General features: G+C 37.4%; 25 protein-coding genes. 17 read left to right on the forward strand and 8 right to left on the reverse strand.

Annotation, left to right across the window (positions count from 1 at the left end; genetic code table 11):
• Positions 1-545: 545 nt before the first annotated feature.
• From QP439_RS02895 to QP439_RS02905, 3 genes are read right to left on the reverse strand one after another with little or no spacing between them, the layout of a single operon-like run.
• A complete protein-coding gene (locus QP439_RS02895) occupies positions 546-1,085 on the reverse strand; it encodes a hypothetical protein (protein ID WP_285387527.1) in 540 nt (179 codons plus the stop codon).
• 48 nt (positions 1,086-1,133) lie between these two features.
• Positions 1,134-1,403: a DUF4177 domain-containing protein gene (locus QP439_RS02900; protein ID WP_000505375.1), complete on the reverse strand. Its 270-nt coding sequence runs from the start codon at positions 1,401-1,403 to the stop codon at positions 1,134-1,136.
• A gap of 52 nt (positions 1,404-1,455) precedes the next feature.
• Positions 1,456-2,079, reverse strand: a complete 624-nt coding sequence (locus tag QP439_RS02905; RefSeq protein WP_285387531.1) for a helix-turn-helix transcriptional regulator — start codon at positions 2,077-2,079, stop codon at positions 1,456-1,458.
• 227 nt (positions 2,080-2,306) lie between these two features.
• On the opposite strand from QP439_RS02905, the gene QP439_RS02910 reads away from it, so the two are divergent.
• From QP439_RS02910 to QP439_RS02980, 15 genes are all read left to right on the forward strand, one after another.
• Positions 2,307-2,495 (forward strand): helix-turn-helix domain-containing protein, encoded by a 189-nt coding sequence (locus QP439_RS02910; RefSeq protein ID WP_050104930.1) that lies wholly within the window; start codon positions 2,307-2,309, stop codon positions 2,493-2,495.
• 240 nt (positions 2,496-2,735) lie between these two features.
• Positions 2,736-3,341: a Rha family transcriptional regulator gene (locus QP439_RS02915; protein WP_084931962.1), complete on the forward strand. Its 606-nt coding sequence runs from the start codon at positions 2,736-2,738 to the stop codon at positions 3,339-3,341.
• An 11-nt stretch (positions 3,342-3,352) separates the two neighbouring features.
• Positions 3,353-3,613, forward strand: coding sequence for a hypothetical protein (locus QP439_RS02920; RefSeq protein ID WP_285387535.1), 261 nt, complete (start codon positions 3,353-3,355; stop codon positions 3,611-3,613).
• Positions 3,614-3,951: 338 nt separating this feature from the next.
• A complete protein-coding gene (locus QP439_RS02925) occupies positions 3,952-4,152 on the forward strand; it encodes a hypothetical protein (protein ID WP_084951496.1) in 201 nt (66 codons plus the stop codon).
• Position 4,153: 1 nt separating this feature from the next.
• Positions 4,154-4,363 (forward strand): preprotein translocase subunit YajC, encoded by a 210-nt coding sequence (gene yajC, locus QP439_RS02930; RefSeq protein ID WP_084950629.1) that lies wholly within the window; start codon positions 4,154-4,156, stop codon positions 4,361-4,363.
• 1 nt (position 4,364) lies between these two features.
• Positions 4,365-4,637, forward strand: a complete 273-nt coding sequence (locus QP439_RS02935) for a hypothetical protein (protein ID WP_060806002.1) — start codon at positions 4,365-4,367, stop codon at positions 4,635-4,637.
• Positions 4,624-5,481, forward strand: a complete 858-nt coding sequence (locus QP439_RS02940; protein WP_285387539.1) for a conserved phage C-terminal domain-containing protein — start codon at positions 4,624-4,626, stop codon at positions 5,479-5,481. The genes QP439_RS02935 and QP439_RS02940 overlap by 14 nt, the downstream gene beginning before the upstream one ends.
• A gap of 11 nt (positions 5,482-5,492) precedes the next feature.
• Positions 5,493-6,338, forward strand: a complete 846-nt coding sequence (locus tag QP439_RS02945; protein WP_060806000.1) for an ATP-binding protein — start codon at positions 5,493-5,495, stop codon at positions 6,336-6,338.
• Complete coding sequence (locus QP439_RS02950) at positions 6,335-6,496, forward strand: hypothetical protein (protein ID WP_192831374.1); 162 nt, start codon at positions 6,335-6,337, stop codon at positions 6,494-6,496. The genes QP439_RS02945 and QP439_RS02950 overlap by 4 nt, the downstream gene beginning before the upstream one ends.
• 89 nt (positions 6,497-6,585) lie before the next feature.
• Positions 6,586-6,807: a hypothetical protein gene (locus tag QP439_RS02955; RefSeq protein ID WP_049506193.1), complete on the forward strand. Its 222-nt coding sequence runs from the start codon at positions 6,586-6,588 to the stop codon at positions 6,805-6,807.
• 58 nt (positions 6,808-6,865) lie between these two features.
• Positions 6,866-7,726, forward strand: a complete 861-nt coding sequence (locus QP439_RS02960) for a phage major capsid protein (RefSeq protein WP_285387542.1) — start codon at positions 6,866-6,868, stop codon at positions 7,724-7,726.
• Between the two features lie 9 nt (positions 7,727-7,735).
• Positions 7,736-8,284, forward strand: a complete 549-nt coding sequence (locus QP439_RS02965) for a hypothetical protein (RefSeq protein ID WP_285387543.1) — start codon at positions 7,736-7,738, stop codon at positions 8,282-8,284.
• A 377-nt stretch (positions 8,285-8,661) separates the two neighbouring features.
• On the forward strand, positions 8,662-9,072 hold the full coding sequence (locus QP439_RS02970; RefSeq protein ID WP_115904573.1) for a DUF722 domain-containing protein: 411 nt from the start codon (positions 8,662-8,664) through the stop codon (positions 9,070-9,072).
• Positions 9,073-9,208: 136 nt separating this feature from the next.
• On the forward strand, positions 9,209-9,553 hold the full coding sequence (locus tag QP439_RS02975; protein WP_004261968.1) for an HK97 gp10 family phage protein: 345 nt from the start codon (positions 9,209-9,211) through the stop codon (positions 9,551-9,553).
• 542 nt (positions 9,554-10,095) lie between these two features.
• Complete coding sequence (locus QP439_RS02980) at positions 10,096-10,359, forward strand: SemiSWEET family transporter (protein ID WP_000166114.1); 264 nt, start codon at positions 10,096-10,098, stop codon at positions 10,357-10,359.
• Positions 10,360-10,443: 84 nt separating this feature from the next.
• Here QP439_RS02980 and QP439_RS02985 read toward each other — a convergent pair whose 3' ends face one another.
• From QP439_RS02985 to mutL, 3 genes are read right to left on the reverse strand one after another with little or no spacing between them, the layout of a single operon-like run.
• Complete coding sequence (locus tag QP439_RS02985; protein WP_000166611.1) at positions 10,444-11,007, reverse strand: DNA-3-methyladenine glycosylase I; 564 nt, start codon at positions 11,005-11,007, stop codon at positions 10,444-10,446.
• A gap of 9 nt (positions 11,008-11,016) precedes the next feature.
• The gene (ruvA, locus tag QP439_RS02990) at positions 11,017-11,610 is read right to left on the reverse strand and encodes a Holliday junction branch migration protein RuvA (RefSeq protein ID WP_000273417.1); all 594 of its coding nucleotides are present in this window, start codon (positions 11,608-11,610) and stop codon (positions 11,017-11,019) included.
• A gap of 15 nt (positions 11,611-11,625) precedes the next feature.
• Positions 11,626-13,575 (reverse strand): DNA mismatch repair endonuclease MutL, encoded by a 1,950-nt coding sequence (gene mutL / locus QP439_RS02995; RefSeq protein WP_285387546.1) that lies wholly within the window; start codon positions 13,573-13,575, stop codon positions 11,626-11,628.
• 205 nt (positions 13,576-13,780) lie between these two features.
• Here mutL and QP439_RS03000 point away from each other — a divergent pair, with 205 nt between their 5' ends.
• A complete protein-coding gene (locus tag QP439_RS03000; RefSeq protein ID WP_261446878.1) occupies positions 13,781-14,221 on the forward strand; it encodes a LytTR family DNA-binding domain-containing protein in 441 nt (146 codons plus the stop codon).
• The gene (locus QP439_RS03005) at positions 14,218-14,676 is read left to right on the forward strand and encodes a DUF3021 domain-containing protein (RefSeq protein WP_261446879.1); all 459 of its coding nucleotides are present in this window, start codon (positions 14,218-14,220) and stop codon (positions 14,674-14,676) included. Before QP439_RS03000 ends, QP439_RS03005 begins: the two co-directional genes overlap by 4 nt.
• A 275-nt stretch (positions 14,677-14,951) precedes the next feature.
• Here the strand turns inward: QP439_RS03005 and nrdI are convergent, their stop codons facing one another.
• Together nrdI and QP439_RS03015 are read right to left on the reverse strand one after the other, a co-directional pair.
• Entirely contained in the window at positions 14,952-15,431 is a 480-nt protein-coding gene (gene nrdI, locus QP439_RS03010) for a class Ib ribonucleoside-diphosphate reductase assembly flavoprotein NrdI (protein WP_285387548.1), read from the reverse strand.
• Positions 15,432-15,505: 74 nt separating this feature from the next.
• A complete protein-coding gene (locus QP439_RS03015) occupies positions 15,506-16,039 on the reverse strand; it encodes an ABC transporter permease (RefSeq protein ID WP_285387549.1) in 534 nt (177 codons plus the stop codon).
• Positions 16,040-16,071: the final 32 nt, after the last annotated feature.

Here is a 16,071-nt window from a genome sequence, read left to right on the forward strand (position 1 = left end):
ATCAAAAAAGAAAGGACGAAATTTGTCCTTTCTCGGTTTTAGCTTTTATTCAACCCACTACAGTTGACAAAGAGCCATAGTTGTTAGTTAGAAGGTATCTTTTACATTCTTCTATGTTATCTATTTCTAAACCTCTAGACTGGAGAAGTTTTATTTGTTCATCTAATGTTTGAAATGGTTTCATATATGTTCCTTATATACAAAAACACCACCTAGTAGAACTAGGCGGTGTTTCGCGTACTCTGTTCCCTTGGGAGCAGAAACTCTTCTCATTGCCTAATAATACTGTAATTTTTAGTTTTTGTCAATATTTTTAGTTTGTTTTTTAAAAATTTTTGAGTATCGAAAAAACTCAACGCTGGGAAAGTTGCTTTTATTGCATTGTCAGACAAGTCAGCAGCAGCAGGCTTGTCTTTTTCTATCTGTCAATTTTGCCGTTTTTTGTGCTTTAGTCAGTAAAATCGGCTTTCTATTCTTCAATTTCCCCTGTTTTTGCACAATAGACCTTAGAAATAGGGGTTCTATTGGCGAATATGGGGGAGTTTTTAATTTACGATGATTTCGCCAACAGGGATAAAATCTTTTTGTTTTGAAGATTTTGCGATTAAGTCGTATTGATCAGCAGATTTTTCATACCCAAGGGAAAGAGTAGTATTGTCGTCTGGTAATTTTTTAGCAAACTCAGATATAGACATCCGAAATACAGTAATTGCATTTTGCTGATTAGTTGTAGCAGAATTTGAATTGATTGCGTCCATAGTCTCTTTTGCGCTATCTTTAGCCGTTCCAGTTAGCAAAATCATGATTGTATCATGCGGTTCGGATGAATCTGAATCGAGTACGTTATTTTGAATTTTAACTCTTATTGCGCCAGTTGATTCAGGATCTAATTTTGATTTGATTTCAGAAATTAGATCATCGTATTTACTGTTATCTACTTTGTCTTTTGTGTTTGTTGAAGTAGTATTTTTTTGCTCCGTTTTTGGTTGCTCCGAGCTATCTTTGGTAGTTGATTGATTGTTAGAGCAAGCTACTAGAATGGTAGCAGAGAGTAAAATAGCTGATGTGCTTAGTAATTTTTTCATAAGTAGCCTCCTATATGCTGATGTTTTCTAATAAAAGATGGGGAATTTTTATAGAATTTTCTCAAAAACCATTGTGGCTTGGATACGGTCACCACCGCCTAATCCTTTGCTTCCACCATTGGCAGTAGTGATAGTATGTAGGCGATAACCTTTTGAAGCTTGTTTATTGATAACATCTTCTAATTCTGTAAGGTTTCCTGATCCAGTGCCGAAAAACTTTTCTTTCAAAGTTACCTGAAGGACAACGTAGTGTAGTCCATTTACTCCAGATGCGGTAGAAAAGCTACCTTCTTGTTTTACAGTGTCAAAAAATCCCATGTGAGTTACTCCTTATTAGTTTTTGATCAGATAATTCTAAGTAAATTCTAAATTATTTTTTATCAGTATACTCTTTTATTATGCCTATATCTTTATTTTTTTCGTATAGACTATTTACTAGTTGCATAACGATTTTTTTATCAGATGTTGACAGGGTTAGAAAAGAACCGAAAAAATCTTTAAAAAGTATTGGCAATTGTCCAAGAGCTATATAGATTCTTGAAATATTATCAGAAAGAGTCCCATCGATTTCTTCATAATCATCTTCGGGTTGAGTTTTTTCCCACTCTTCAAGAATAAGATCCTTAATATTTTGTTCGATTATGGGAATGCTTTCAGCTTGTACAAAAAGAGATAAATCCAGCTTACCGTTTTTTCGATTAGTTTCATCATATTCTGAAATTATATTTTTAAAATCTGGGTTGGTGAGTAATAATTTTGCCATATTTCTATAGCTATCAAATGCATCATTTTGAATAGTTTTATAATCTTCATATCCCAATAGATACCCAACACTCACCCCGAAAATATCTGCTAATTGCTGGGCTTTTTCTGATTTTATTTGGTGTTCGCCTTTTTCCCAGTTTAAAATTGTTAGTTTAGATACTCCAATTTCTTTAGCAAGTTCCTGTTGTGTCAGTTTTTTCTCTTGCCTTAATTCTTTCAATCTACTCATTTTTACACTACCTTTCCTCTTTATTCTACCACTATTTTGAAGATAAGTATAGAAAAATTATAATTTAATTTAATTTTTCCTCTTGACAAGTAAAGAAAGTTATACTAGAATGTAACCATAGCAAGAAGGAGTATAGAAAACTATACCTTGTGATTTAACCAGATAAACTTCATCTACCAACTACTTTTCGCATCTGGTTCGAAAATTTTAAAAAAGGAGGTGTTTAAATGCTTATAACTGAGAGCATGGCAGAACAGGTAAGAGTTAAGCGAGCAGTTAATCGTATTACTATGAAGGAACTAGCACAAAAACTAGGTACAACATACTCTACCTTACGTCAAGTGGAACAGGGCGATTATGACGCCCCGAGACGAATCTATCAATCAGTTAGTGAATGGCTTGCTGAAGATTACTAGAAAGGAGCGAACTAATCGCAATACTACTCTACATTTACAGATTTCTCATATGGTGCTTTACCACTGGGGAATTGATAAACGGATCTAGCTAACTATTTGCTAGAGTGGTTTGCTTGCTACCTATAGCAGTATCAAGGGTTTGTAGGGGTTCATATTCTCCGATTTTACCCTACTTTAATGCCTTACCTTGGTACTGTTTTAGGTGGCAAGCACGAGCAACAAGAAGAAAGGAGTGAACCAATGGAATTGGTTTATATGGACGGCAAGAAAGAGCCGTATACTACGAGCGAAATCATCGCCGAATGTGCTGAAGTACAGCACCATACTATTACACGCTTAGTCAGAGACAATAAAGCTGATTTTGAAGCGTTGGGAATACTTGGATTTAAAATCCATAAATTAGATAAGAGAGGGCAACCGAAAAAAATCTATCTTCTGAATGAGCAACAGGCAACCTTGCTGATCACTTATCTAAAGAATACCGAACCAGTACGGCAATTTAAAATGAACCTAGTCAAAGCATTCTTTGAAATGCGTGATGAACTTTCTAAACGCTATCTTCAACGGGAACTGGAAAAGCCAAAGCGCAAGACCTTAACCGAAGCTATCAAATCATGGGAGAAAGCGCCCAAGCATGCCTATAGTACACTTACAAACTTACTGCTAAAGGGAGCTACAGGGAAAAACAAGTCTCAACTCATGCAAGAGCGAGAAAGTGGAAACGGTATTGACAGTTTAACCAGTGATGAACTTACAAACTATCAGCGCTTGGAAGATATGGCAATAGCGATGATTAACTTGAATAGGGGGTATTCAGAAATTAAAGAACTAATTTTTAAAGTATAGGAGTATAGAAAATGGAAAATGAATTTAAGACAGTTACAAATGCCAAAGGGTTAGAAATTCCTAAGTTTTCCAAGGATTTTAAAAAGCTAGTTGAGAAAGACAGACAACTAGCCGAATATCTTTGTATGAACTATGAGAACTTGGACAGTGAAGACCTAGGCGCATTTCTTGAAACGGTGGAGCAGGGATTCAGCTGGATTCTAGATCTTATCGATAGTAAAGACTTGCTTTATAAACCACAGTCAGGTAGTAATCATGCAAAAAGAAAATAAAAAAAATCACTTGCTCAAATTTTGGCCAAGGCGAGCAAGCGACACAATTCAGAGTATAGAAATTTTTTCTATGCTCTGATTATAGCAAAAAATATCTATTCTATCAAATATCTAAAGAAAAACCGAAGAGCAGGCAAGCAATTAGAAAAGGTTTTGAAAATCAAGTGCTGACAGGGTGATTCTAAGACCTTGTTTAGCTGAGAGATGGGTAATTACTCACGAAACACCGCTATAAGCGTTCGCCAACTTGGGGCAATCGCCCAGCGTTTGGAGTGGTGAAGCATACCATATAGAAAACAGGCAAGAAAAAGGACAAGGAAAGGCTAATGGAGAAAAATATGACTCTAAATCTAGATAACATGACACAATCAGAATTTGACAACCGAATTACTGAAATCAAGGATAGAAATCCGAACCTCTTTCAGTTCATCATTGACTTTTTAGATGATAAAGTAACTCCAGAAGAGGTGTACGACTTTCTGAAGATGGAGCGAAGCTATCAAGTAAATTATATCAAGAATTACCAAGCGAGGGCATAGCATGAATGAACTAGATTTGACCAATACACAATCGATTATCTTTGTGGTGGTAATGATTGGCCTACTGCTTTATTTAAACTACCAAGACCGCAAAAAAAGCGCCCAAATCGAGCGAGAGAGTATACAGACGATAGAAACGACTAGCGAGAATTTAAGCCCTGATTATGGGCGATATATTCAGCTTGCAGGGGTTAAGCCATGGGGGTACTAAGATGTTTGAAAAAATGATTGAAGATTTAAAATCTAAGATTTTGGAAGCAGTGGAACGGTATTTAAAAAATCATGAGAAAGTACCTCAAAAAAGATTAGATTTAATCAGCAAGGTGGAACTAAAGGAAGAACTAGGCATAGGAGATAAAACCTTGACAAAATGGGAAGGTGCAGGATTACCACAGTATATACCGCCTATTGAAGATACTAGAAAAGCGTATTATAAAATCTCAGATGTTTTAAAGTTTTTGGGGGTAGATGATGGCAAAGACTAAAATATATTTTTGGTTAAAAGTTGATAAGAAGTTTTTTGATAACCTTTTTATTAAGCGACTTAAAAATATGCCTGGTGGCTACACTATGACAGTGATTTATATCCGCCTTATGTTGGAAAGTTTAGAAGATGACTGCATTTTGTACTATGAAGGATATTTTGATAGTTTGGTACAGAAATTAGCTTTAAAACTGGATGTTTCTGAAGATGATATAAATATGACAGTTGCATATTTTACCAAATGCGGACTGATTCAGATTGATGATGATGGCCATGCTACATTATCACAAGCAAAAGCCATGGTTGAGAGTGAAACAAACTGGGCAAAATACAAGCGAGACCAAAGAAAAAATAGTCAAGATATACCAAAATTGGAGAATGTCCAAAGTAAAGAGACTTTTTCCAACTCATGTCCAACAGAGATAGAGATAGATAAAGAGTCAGATAAAGAGTTATATAAAGAATATATATTGTCAGGTAAACCTGACTTTACTTTCCCAAATTGGTTAACTCCGAGAATGATCGAGGAAATAACTAAAGGACATCCTGAGAAGTATTTAATAAGAATCCCTCTAGCTTATCTGAATCATACAGTAGGGAAAAATTATAAATATTTGGACAAAAACTTGAAGCCGATAATGGCACGATTCAAAGAAGGCTATACACTTGAAGATTTTAAACAGGTGATAGATATTAAAACGGCAGAATGGAAGGATAGTCCTGAATTTTCTAAATATCTGAGACCAGAAACACTTTTCGGATCTAAGTTTGACGGTTATTTGAATCAAAAGCCTAAAACCATAAAAGGGAAGTCTGAAGACAACTTTCCAGATCTACCATTTTAGGAGTTATAAAGATGAAGGAACAATTTAAAGAATTTAATAACAGAAAAATATCGGATAAAGTTTGCGATATTCACCAGGTAAATTATTGGGAAATTTCTGTACCAGTGTTAGGGGGTTCAGAAAGAAAAGTACAAGCATTTTGTCCGGAGTGCGTGAAGGGAGAGATTAAACAGAAAGAGAAAGACCTATTGCAGCAGTTCGAGGACAGGCAAGCTTACTTTAAAACTTATGATGTCTTAATGCGTGATAGTACGATTCCTAACGAGTTGAAGGGGGCAACGTTTGATAATTTCTTTGTTAAGACGACAGAGGAGCGTCAGATGTTAGAGTTTGTAAAGGGGCAAGCCCAGAAGTACCTTGCAGGTATGACAGGAAATACTTTAATCAGCGGTAGCACAGGAATAGGAAAAAGTCATTTATCTCTTGCCCTGGCCAAAGAAATCAATGAGAGCTTCAGAGAGAAGAACGAGCCTAAGAGTGTCTTATTTGTCAGCTTAACCGAGATTATCAAGCAGATAAAAGAAGGCTGGGCTTATGGAAGAAATGCAAACTTAACAGAGTATGAGGCGGTTAAAAAGCTTGTTGATGTTGATTTTCTAATCATCGATGACCTGGGGGCAAAAAATGGGACGGTAACACCTAAGAGCGATTGGGAACAGGATTTCTTGTTTGATATTATCAATAATCGAGAAACTACGATTTTCAACACGAACCTAGATAGTAGTGAACTGCGGACTGTATACAATGCTAGAAATTCAAGTAGAATTTTGAAAGGTTTAGAAGGGAACACTTTCAAGGCTTTTACGATCAAAGATAAGAGATACACTATAAACACAGTGAGGGGAGAATATCAATGAATGATGATAAAATGCGATTTGCAACAGAAAAAGGCTTTGTTGTCTATGAAAAATGTGGTATAATAGAGATAGAAAAAGTTCCAAGATTTGGAGAGATAACTTTATTCTATTCAGATGGGAAGTTTACCCATCTAGTCAAAAAAGAAACTAAAAAATAAGTCTATTGAGAACAACTCAGGGACATACCGTAAGCATATAATGCTAGTGGTATGTCCCTTTTTGTTTGCATAGAAAGGGGGTGAGAGCAATGTCAGGAGATACTTCTTTAGGGTATGTAGTAGCCAATAAATTTTCTATGGATCCAAAGAAAAGACAACAAATATTTGCAAAGTGCAAAAAAGATGATGAAAATTTGGAAAAACGGAAAAAAGAAATACTAGAAAAATATGCTAACAAACAAGACAAACCAAAATCTAGAAAAAATGATTCTAAAGGCTCGGAGAGTCATAAAAGAAAAGCTAAGAGCTAAGAATTTTAGAAAAAATTATAAACAAAAATCAGATATTAAAAGATAAAGGAGCAAAAAAATGACAATTAACTTAGCTAAACAAAAAGAAAATCTAGAAGCTTATATCCGAAGTACAGGCTATAACACTAGAGGGATGAACGTAGAAAATAATCATGTACTCATTGAAAAACCAATCCTTGATAGTTACGAAGATGAACATCAACGTAAAGAACTGGTTGATCTAGTAAATGTTATTGAGACTCGTACCCGTGGTGGGAAGTATGAAGTAACTGACTTTGAATCTGATTCATTACAAGAAGTTAGCGAAAATTCGGTTGAGAGAACAGAAGCAGATAAAAAGAAAACTATCAGCGTTGATTACTTAGTTAAATTATTCAGTGGAAAACTTGATTTTTCACAGGAGCAATTAGATGATGGCCAATATAATTTAACGGATTTTCTTGGTAAGAAGATTATTAAATTAAAACGTAGAACACGAAATAGAGAGATTGGGAAAATTCTCCAAACTGCGAAAGTGCAGACTGCTGCAAGTATGGACGACTTGAAATCTATTGTTTCTTTAATCAATCCAGAGCGCAATGTATCTATGGTTATTAGTCAATCACTATTTAGTGTCTTAGAAAAAATGAAAGATACTTCAGGAAATTATCTTCTTAAAGTTGATAAAGAGACAGGAACAAGTGAAACATTCTTTGTAGATAACTTTTTAATTGTAGATGATACAACATTAGGGAATAAAGGTGACAAGAAAGGCTTTATCGGAGATTTAGAAAATTTTGTTACTTTGTTTGATCGAAAGAAAGATACACTTAGCTGGGCGAATGCGAATGACTATTTTGGGAAACGGTTGATTTTACATACCCGATTTGATGTAAAAAAAGTTGAAGAAGGTTGTGGTTACTTTATTCAATGGAACTAGGAGAAAGAAATGGATATTAATCAAGTATTTGAAACACTGGATGATCTAGATAATAAAAAAAGTAAGATTAATTCAGCACGAGAACAGTTAAGCGAAAAAAGGAAAAGCCTGTTAGGAAATCAAACAGTTTCATTTGAGAATATAGATTCTTTTTTGTCAAATAACTTAGAATCTTTAGAGCAGCTGGAAAAGATGGAAAAAGCTATTAATGGTCTTCAGGAAAAATTTGATAGTGATTTTTCAGAAGCTAATGCAGTCATCTTTGAATACATTTTTAAAGAAACTAAGCAACGGATGGAAACTAAGAAGATCTATAAACAATACCGAAAGAAACTTAGACGAATTCTGGACGCATATGATGAAATTCAAGAACTGAAGAAGGATGTAGAAGAAATCCATACAGGTGTAGTCAGAGAAATAAGTCAGAGACATTCTCTATCGCCGTATCGAACAGAAGTAAGTCCGCTTACTGTCCTACCATTCTTAAACCCTGATTCTAGCGGATGGATGAATTTTTCTAAGGAATATCGGGACATTAAAGTGTATTTAGAAAAATAGGGAACAAATTAAGTAAGGCTAGTGATATATGACTGAAACAGAAGAGATATCGCTAGTCCTACTTTTATGCTTTACTAAGTTTCACATAACAAAGTAAGCATAAACTGAAAAGAAGTAATAGCTTGAAAGCAAGGTATATCAGGGGTTTACAGAATGGAGTGAGTTTCACAGAATGTAAGATATGAGAAACTGAGGGGATAAATTAAAGAAATTTCCCTTGAACTTGTCATACTGAAGAGTTGTCAAACTTAAAACAATGATACCTGGTAAGTGGAGTGTTGGAAGGCTTTTAGCGCTTTTTGTCAGTTTGACAGAATTTACAATTTGACAAATTGAAAGATAAAAAAATTTTTAAATTTAAGTGGAGGTACTTGCCTATGTACGAGTTGAGTAACAGGGACCTGGACGGGATAGATATTGAGTTAGGACGATATAGAACGCTTGCTAATAAAATTTATTTGAGAAGACAGGAACTGATACATAATAAGAAACATAGTACTGAAGATTATACTGGTAGGAAAGGCAAGACAGTATCTAGTCCTACTGAAGCGACAATCATTAGAATTGAAGAAGACCAAACACTAAGATATTTAGAAGGTTTCAAACTAGTTGTAGATACCTTGATGGAAAACTTAATTGAAAGTGATCTAGTCATTTTTAAAATGAGATATTTAGAAGCTGGTGCGACTTGGGAAGACGTGGCAGAGAAACTAAATAAAACTACTCGTTATATAAATAGCCGTAGAAAGGTAATCGCTAAAAGATTTATAGAATTGAAAGGATATTGACACTCCCCCCCACTTTGTAAAGCATTTTCGTTGATTTTAGGTACCGGGAGCGGTAACTTTTTCCAAGTCGGAAGCTGTCAACCAAAAAGGGGGTAAAAAGTTGATATTTAAAAAAAATAGAAGGAGTTTTTAGAAAATGGATTTAGCAGCACAATTAGCAAATATTTTAGCAGAATATTGCGAAGAGGTTAATGAAGAAGTTGATAAAATTGCGGAGCAAGTCGCTAAAGAAACAGTTAAAGAATTAAAGGAAACTAGCCCTAAAAGAACAGGTAAATATTCAAAAGGATGGCGTAAGAAAAGAGTGAGAAATGGAGTTTGGGTCGTATATAGTTTTAAATACGGATCTCTTACTCATTTACTTGAATTTGGACATATTAAACGAAATGGGGGGAGGACTAAGGCGTACCCTCATTTAAGACCTGCAGAACTGAATGCGATTCAAAAATTTACAGAAAGGATTAAGAACATTTCAAAGTAAACTATAATTGAATAGTATTAAGTATACTAATTAAGTGAGCGAACCAACACATCGTTATTTAAGTCCTTAGATTTATTTCTGAGGGCTTTTTATCCTTGCTTCTCATATTGCTATTTGATAAAATAAAAGTGCGAGAGGCTTTCGCCCTATCCTCTATGCTTTTATCTTTTTCTTTTGCGGGATTCGGGTTATATATAAGTTTGAGAGGATATGCTATAATATTAGCAGGTAATAAAAAAAGCACGTTTGACCGTGCTAGTTTCTTGCCTGCTGAACTCGTCAATATTACGCCCATTTTAGGGCTCTTTTTTGTGCACTTTTTTAGGAACTTTCAAGAAAAACTAAGGCGATTTAATGCCTAATTGTTTTTGAAGAAAGTCAGTATTTCCAAGGGCTTAGCCCTAAAAATTTGACTTATAGAGTGTTAAATGATATAAATAGTTTCTCTATTTTTGTGCTTTTGTATTGGTTTTCGTTACAATTTGTATCTGAATTTATTGCATTTCGCTAATTTCTATGATATCCTTTTGAAGGAGGTGTATATGACAAAACAAAAAATTAATCGAATCGTAGGTTCTATTGGTGCCTTTATTGGAATTATAGTATTTATTGCCTACATACCTCAAATTATCGCTAATTTACAAGGAAATAAAGCTCAACCATTTCAACCTTTATCAGCTGCAATATCTTGCTTAATCTGGGTTATTTATGGATGGACAAAGGAACCTAAGAAGGATTGGATACTAATCATTCCAAATTCAGCTGGTGTTATTTTAGGTGGAATCACTTTTCTGACTTCACTCTAACAAATATACTAGTATATATAAAAAGCTGGGAAAAATTTCTCAGCTTTTTTCTATATTCTCAGATATGCTAGTTACCTGTACACACTAATTCCTGCTTTTCCATTCACAATCATTCTCGTGGTCATCAACTAGTCCTGCAGCCTGTAGAAAAGACAAGACGGCGACTGGGCCTGTGAACTTGAAACCTCTTTTTTTGAGATCTTTGGCTAATTTCTCAGACAAAGCGGTTTTAGCTGGGGCTTGGCGATAATCGGGAACATCATTAATGACAGTTTTCCCCTCAACAAAAGACCAAAGATAGGCATCAAAAGAGCCATATTCTGCCTGTAGTCGTAGAAAGGCTTGGGCGTTAGCGCGTGTAGCAAAAATCTTGGCTCTATTTCGGATGATAGCTGAATTATCCAGCAAAGCTTCCAATTCGGTGTCAGTCATCTCTGCGACCACTTGAATTTGATAGCCATGAAATGCTTCTCGGAAAGCTTGACGTTTGTTTAGTACCGTTTCCCAAGACAGGCCTGCCTGATAGGTTTCCATACACAACAACTCAAACAATGCTTGGTCATCATGGAGGGGCTGCCCCCACTCCTCATCATGATAGGCAATGTAGAGCTGATTGGTCATCTTGACCCACGAACAACGTTTTGTCATGCTCTGCTCCTATTTGACCAACATTTTAAGGGCCGACTTGATATAGTTCTCAGCTGTATCTGTCGTTCCTTCAAAGAATTTCTTGATTTTCTTGAGCTCGGTTGCCTTGTAGCCCAGAGCCAACATGGCCTCCATAGCTTCTTCCAATTCTTGGTTTTCAGCGCTAGCTTGCACTGCCACTTTGGCAGGAAGATCATCTCCTGCAACTACTACCTTACCTTCCAAGTCCAACACCATCTGTTGGGCTGTTTTCTTGCCAATTTTAGGGAATTTGGTCAAGTAGGTGATGTTCTTAGTTTCAATTGCTTGAACCAAGCCAGCATTGTCATCGGCAGCGATGATAGCCAGAGCTGATACAGGACCAATCCCAGAAACCGAAATCAGACTGAGAAAGAGTTTTTTCTCGTCTTCTGAGCGAAATCCATAAAGCAAATGGGCGTCCTCACGCACAACCTGATGCACATAAATTTGAGCCTCTTGATTGACCTGTCCCGAGTAAGCATAGGGATTGGCTACATGCAGGATATAACCAATACCGTTGGTTTCAAGAACAATGTATTTAGCAGTGATTTTGGTAATGATTCCTTTTAAATATTCGTACATGGTTTTCCTTTTAGTTTAATATTTCCCCAACTCACGGAGACTGGTGTGATTTTCCTGAATACGTCGGAACATCTTTTCCATATCTGACTTGGTAAAATGCACCAAAACAGGACGTCCGTGGGGACAGTTGTAGGGATTATCACATTGAGAGAGCTGATAGAGGAGTTGTCTAGCTGAATGATCATCAATACGATGATTGGCCTTGATAGATCGCTTGCAAGACATCATGATAGCCAGCTCTGCCCGGTATTTCTTGATAGAAACTTCCTTGGTCAAGAGGAGCATGTCGCACATCTCATAGATGCCTGATTCAATCTCTTCTTCTGCCATCCAAATAGGATGTTCACGTAAGATAAATTGATTTTCTCCGTACTCTGCTAGAAAGACCCCAACTTCCTCCAAAAGTGCCATTCTTTCCTTGAGACGGAGGGCATCATCCGCTGGAAATTCAAAGATATAGGGCACTAGGAGTTGCTGCTGGCTCTGGTCAACATTGCCAATACTTTCACGGTATTCCTCGTACTTGACCCGTTCCTGAGCCGCGTGCTGGTCTATGATATAGAGCCCATCTCGCCCTTGGGCAAAGAGATAAGTCCCGTGCATTTGCCCGAAAAATTCCAACTCTGGGAAGCTTGAAGATTCTTCTCGCTCCAGCTTGTCATAGGCCTTATCAAGACTAGCTAGATCTAGCTCTGGATGGTCTAGTTGGTCATAGTTAGCAGGCTTTCTCTCTGCAAAATGCAGTTTTGCTGGCTTGGTCAATTGGTCCAAGGTTTCCTTGGCAAACAGGGTCAAATCCTGTCCTTCATCAGCCAATTCCACCTGATAATCAGCTACTTCAGCTTGACTTGGTCTTGTCGGCTCAGTTTGCTCATAGTAGAGCATATTTTCTTTGAGTGGGAGAATAGTTTGCTCCACCTTCTCACGATTGCGCACGGTCGATTTGGCAAGATTTTCCAAGGCATCTGGTATCAAGGTTTGCTCCTTCAGACTCTTGGAAATAGCTTCTGAGACCAGGGTCATCAGTTCTTTTTCCTTGGAAATCCGCACCTCTTGCTTAGTCGGATGCACATTGACATCCGCTAGATAAGGATCGATATGGATGTGAATGACAGCCAGTGGAAAACGCCCCACCATAAGCTTGCTTCCGTAACCATCAAGAATAGCACGATTGAGTAAAAAGTTCTTGATATAACGGCCATTGATGAAGAGGCTGATATAGTTGCGGTTGGCTCTAGTTAACTCAGGCAAGGACACAAAGCCAGAAATTTCGAAATCAAGATCCGAATTCTCAATTTCAATCATCTTCTTGGCACTGACCAAACCATAAATTCCTGCAATAGCTTGGCGCAGTTGACCAGTCCCTGCTGTCCGCGTCATTTCCTTACCATCACTAATCAAACTAAAAGAAATCTCAGGATGGGCCAAGCCCAGACGGTTGACAATATCTATGATATGAGACAACTCCGCTTGCTGACTCTTCATATACTTGAGGCGGGCAGGCGTGTTGAAAAAGAGGTCTTCCACACAAACTTTGGTCCCCACAGGACTAGTCGCCGGGACGACTTCCTCAACTTCTCCTCCACGAGCGACTAACTTGGTCCCATGACTTGCACCATCCATCGCCGTCAACAGAGTCAGTACACTGACAGACGCGATAGAGGGCAGGGCTTCACCACGAAAACCAAGCGTTCGAATCCGAAAGAGATCTGCTTGATTTTTTATCTTACTGGTCGCATGACGACGCAGGGCTAACTCCACCTCATCGTGGGCAATTCCATGACCATTATCTGTGATTTGAATCTTCTTGAGACCAGCTTCCTCAATCTCAATGATAATCTGGCTAGAGCCAGCATCAATAGCATTTTCTACCAGCTCCTTAACAACGCTAGCTGGACGCTCGATAACCTCTCCAGCTGCAATCTGGTTTGCCAGCACCTCTGGCAATTCAATAATATGAGACATCTTTCAGCCCCTTTCTATATCTATTTTCCTAGAAATTGATTAGTGCTATTATACCATATTTCAGATAGGACATAAAAGCTCCACCACATAGGAGCCAAATCCCTCCACATAGACAAAGTCCCTTGCAAGGGGCTGAAAAATAGTGTTTAATAAAGGTGTACAAGAAGTGATCACAATTTTGTATAAAAAACAAGGAGAGAAATTTATGAAAGTAGAACTACAGATTAGTGAAACTTACGAAGAGGAAAAGCTGATTGTTCAAGCACCTCAAGAAACCAAGAAAGTCCAGAAAGTCATCGAGTTCGCAGAAAATCTGGATCTAACAGAAAAAATCAAAGGGAAAATCGATAATCAGGTCTATCTCGTTGAGATTGGCAAGATTCAACGCTTCTATGTCGAGAATCGGAAGGTTCTAGCAGAAACAGCGAGTCAGACCTACAGCATTGATTTGCGACTCTATCAGGTCCTTGAAATTCTGCCAACAACTTTTATCCAAATTTCCCAATCTGAAATCGTCAATATCGATTCCATCTCTCATCTCAAGCTCACCCCCAACGGCCTAGTAGAAATTTTCTTGAAAAACGAAAGCTTCACCTACTCTTCACGCCGTTATCTAAAAACCATCAAGGAGAAATTAGAACTATGAAAAAACAAATCTTCCACGACGCAGCTACTGGTGTCCTCATCGGCCTCATCCTCTCTATCATCTTTTCACTCATTTATGCACCAAATACCTACGCTCCACTAAGTTCCGACTCTCTCATCGGCCAAGTGATGACCCAACATCAGATTCACGGTGCCCTGGTCTTGCTCTACTGCACACTGATCTGGGCAGTCATCGGTATTCTCTTCAACTTTGGCAAGCGATTATTCAGCCGTGACTGGAGCTTGCTCCGTGCAACTCTGACCCATTTCTTCCTTATGCTAGTAGGCTTTATCCCATTAGCAACCCTAGCAGGTTGGTTCCCCTTCCACTGGAATTTCTACCTCCAACTCATTATCGAGTTTGCGATTGTCTACCTCATCATTTGGACTATTTCCTATAAAAGAGCATCAAAAAAAGTAGACCATATCAATCAACTCTTGGAGCATAGAAAGTAAGAGTTCTGATAAAACTGCCTAGGATAGTAAAAAGAGGCTGAGACAAAAAAATTTTGATTTTGGAAATTCTTTATTATAAAATTTTAATACTCTTCGAAAATCTCTTCAAACCATGTCAGCTTCGCCTTGCCGTACTCAAGTACAGCCTACGGCTAGCTTCCTAGTTTGCTCTTTGATTTTCATTGAGTATAAAATCGATAGGTTAGACAAAAAAACGAACAAAACAGTATTCTAAGTTTCAGATAACTCGTTTTGTTCGCTTTTTATATTTAAGGTTAGACTTTTGTCCCAGCCTCTTCCAACTCATACAAATCCGCGATAATCGCTGCGACATGTTTGATATCTTCCAGCATACCTCGCATTTCAAAGTCAGCCAATACAGGGAAACCAAAACGTTGACTGTATTGCTTGGCTGTCAGGCAGTATTGGTTATTAAAGTTACGATTGCCTGAACCAACCACACCAAAACATTTACTAGCATTATCACCATAAGCGATAAAATCTCCCACTGGTGTCGTCAAAATCTCGACATCTCCGTTATCCACGCCATTCCCACCTTCTAAGTAGGTCGGCAAAAAGGCGACATAAGGATGGTCCATTTCATAGAAATCTTGGCCTTCCTTGACCAAATCCTTGATATGAATCTTTTGAACCTCAATTCCCTCGTACTGGGACAAGAGATAGTCTTTCAAGCGCGTCACAAAACTTTCAGTATTGCCACTCAGACTAATATAAACTAAAGAAATTGTCTTCATATGTACCTCCATCATTTTATATAATCGAAAAGAACTATCAAGATTGTAACTTGATAGTTCTTTTTTGTCAATACTTAGGCAAGTTCTTCTGTTTCCTCTTCTTCAGCCAAGGCTTTTTGCTGACGCCACATCTTGTAAAAGACAAGGGCTAGGAAGAGAACATTGATGACGATATAGAAAATACTAACGGCTTGTGAAATAACACTTATCCCTAAACGCATGGTCTCATCGTGAACTAACTGCACAGCGTCTTGTAAACTAACATAGCCATAAATCGAACCAATAATGGCTAGCAAAACATAGCCGACATAAGTATAGTTTGCATATTGCAAATTTTTACGAATAAGGAAGACAATCGCTACTACAACTAAAATAGCAGATAGCACAATCAAGACCATATTAAAAATAGAATGAGTTGATTCTGCTACTCTATAGGTGTAATTAAGCTGGTCTTCTAATTGCTGAGCACTGACCCCTGCAACTTGTTTCTGAGCGGCACGAAGAGCTTCTTTGCTAGGTAAAGGACTCAACATTCCAAACAGAGACATAGCTGAAATAAGAGCAGACAAGATTAGCAAGACCCATAGATAAATCGGTTTCTTTTTCATGATAGAACCTCCTGATATTATTATTGATATTA

The organism is Streptococcus sp. UMB1203 (assembly GCF_030217725.1).
Lineage (GTDB): Bacteria > Bacillota > Bacilli > Lactobacillales > Streptococcaceae > Streptococcus.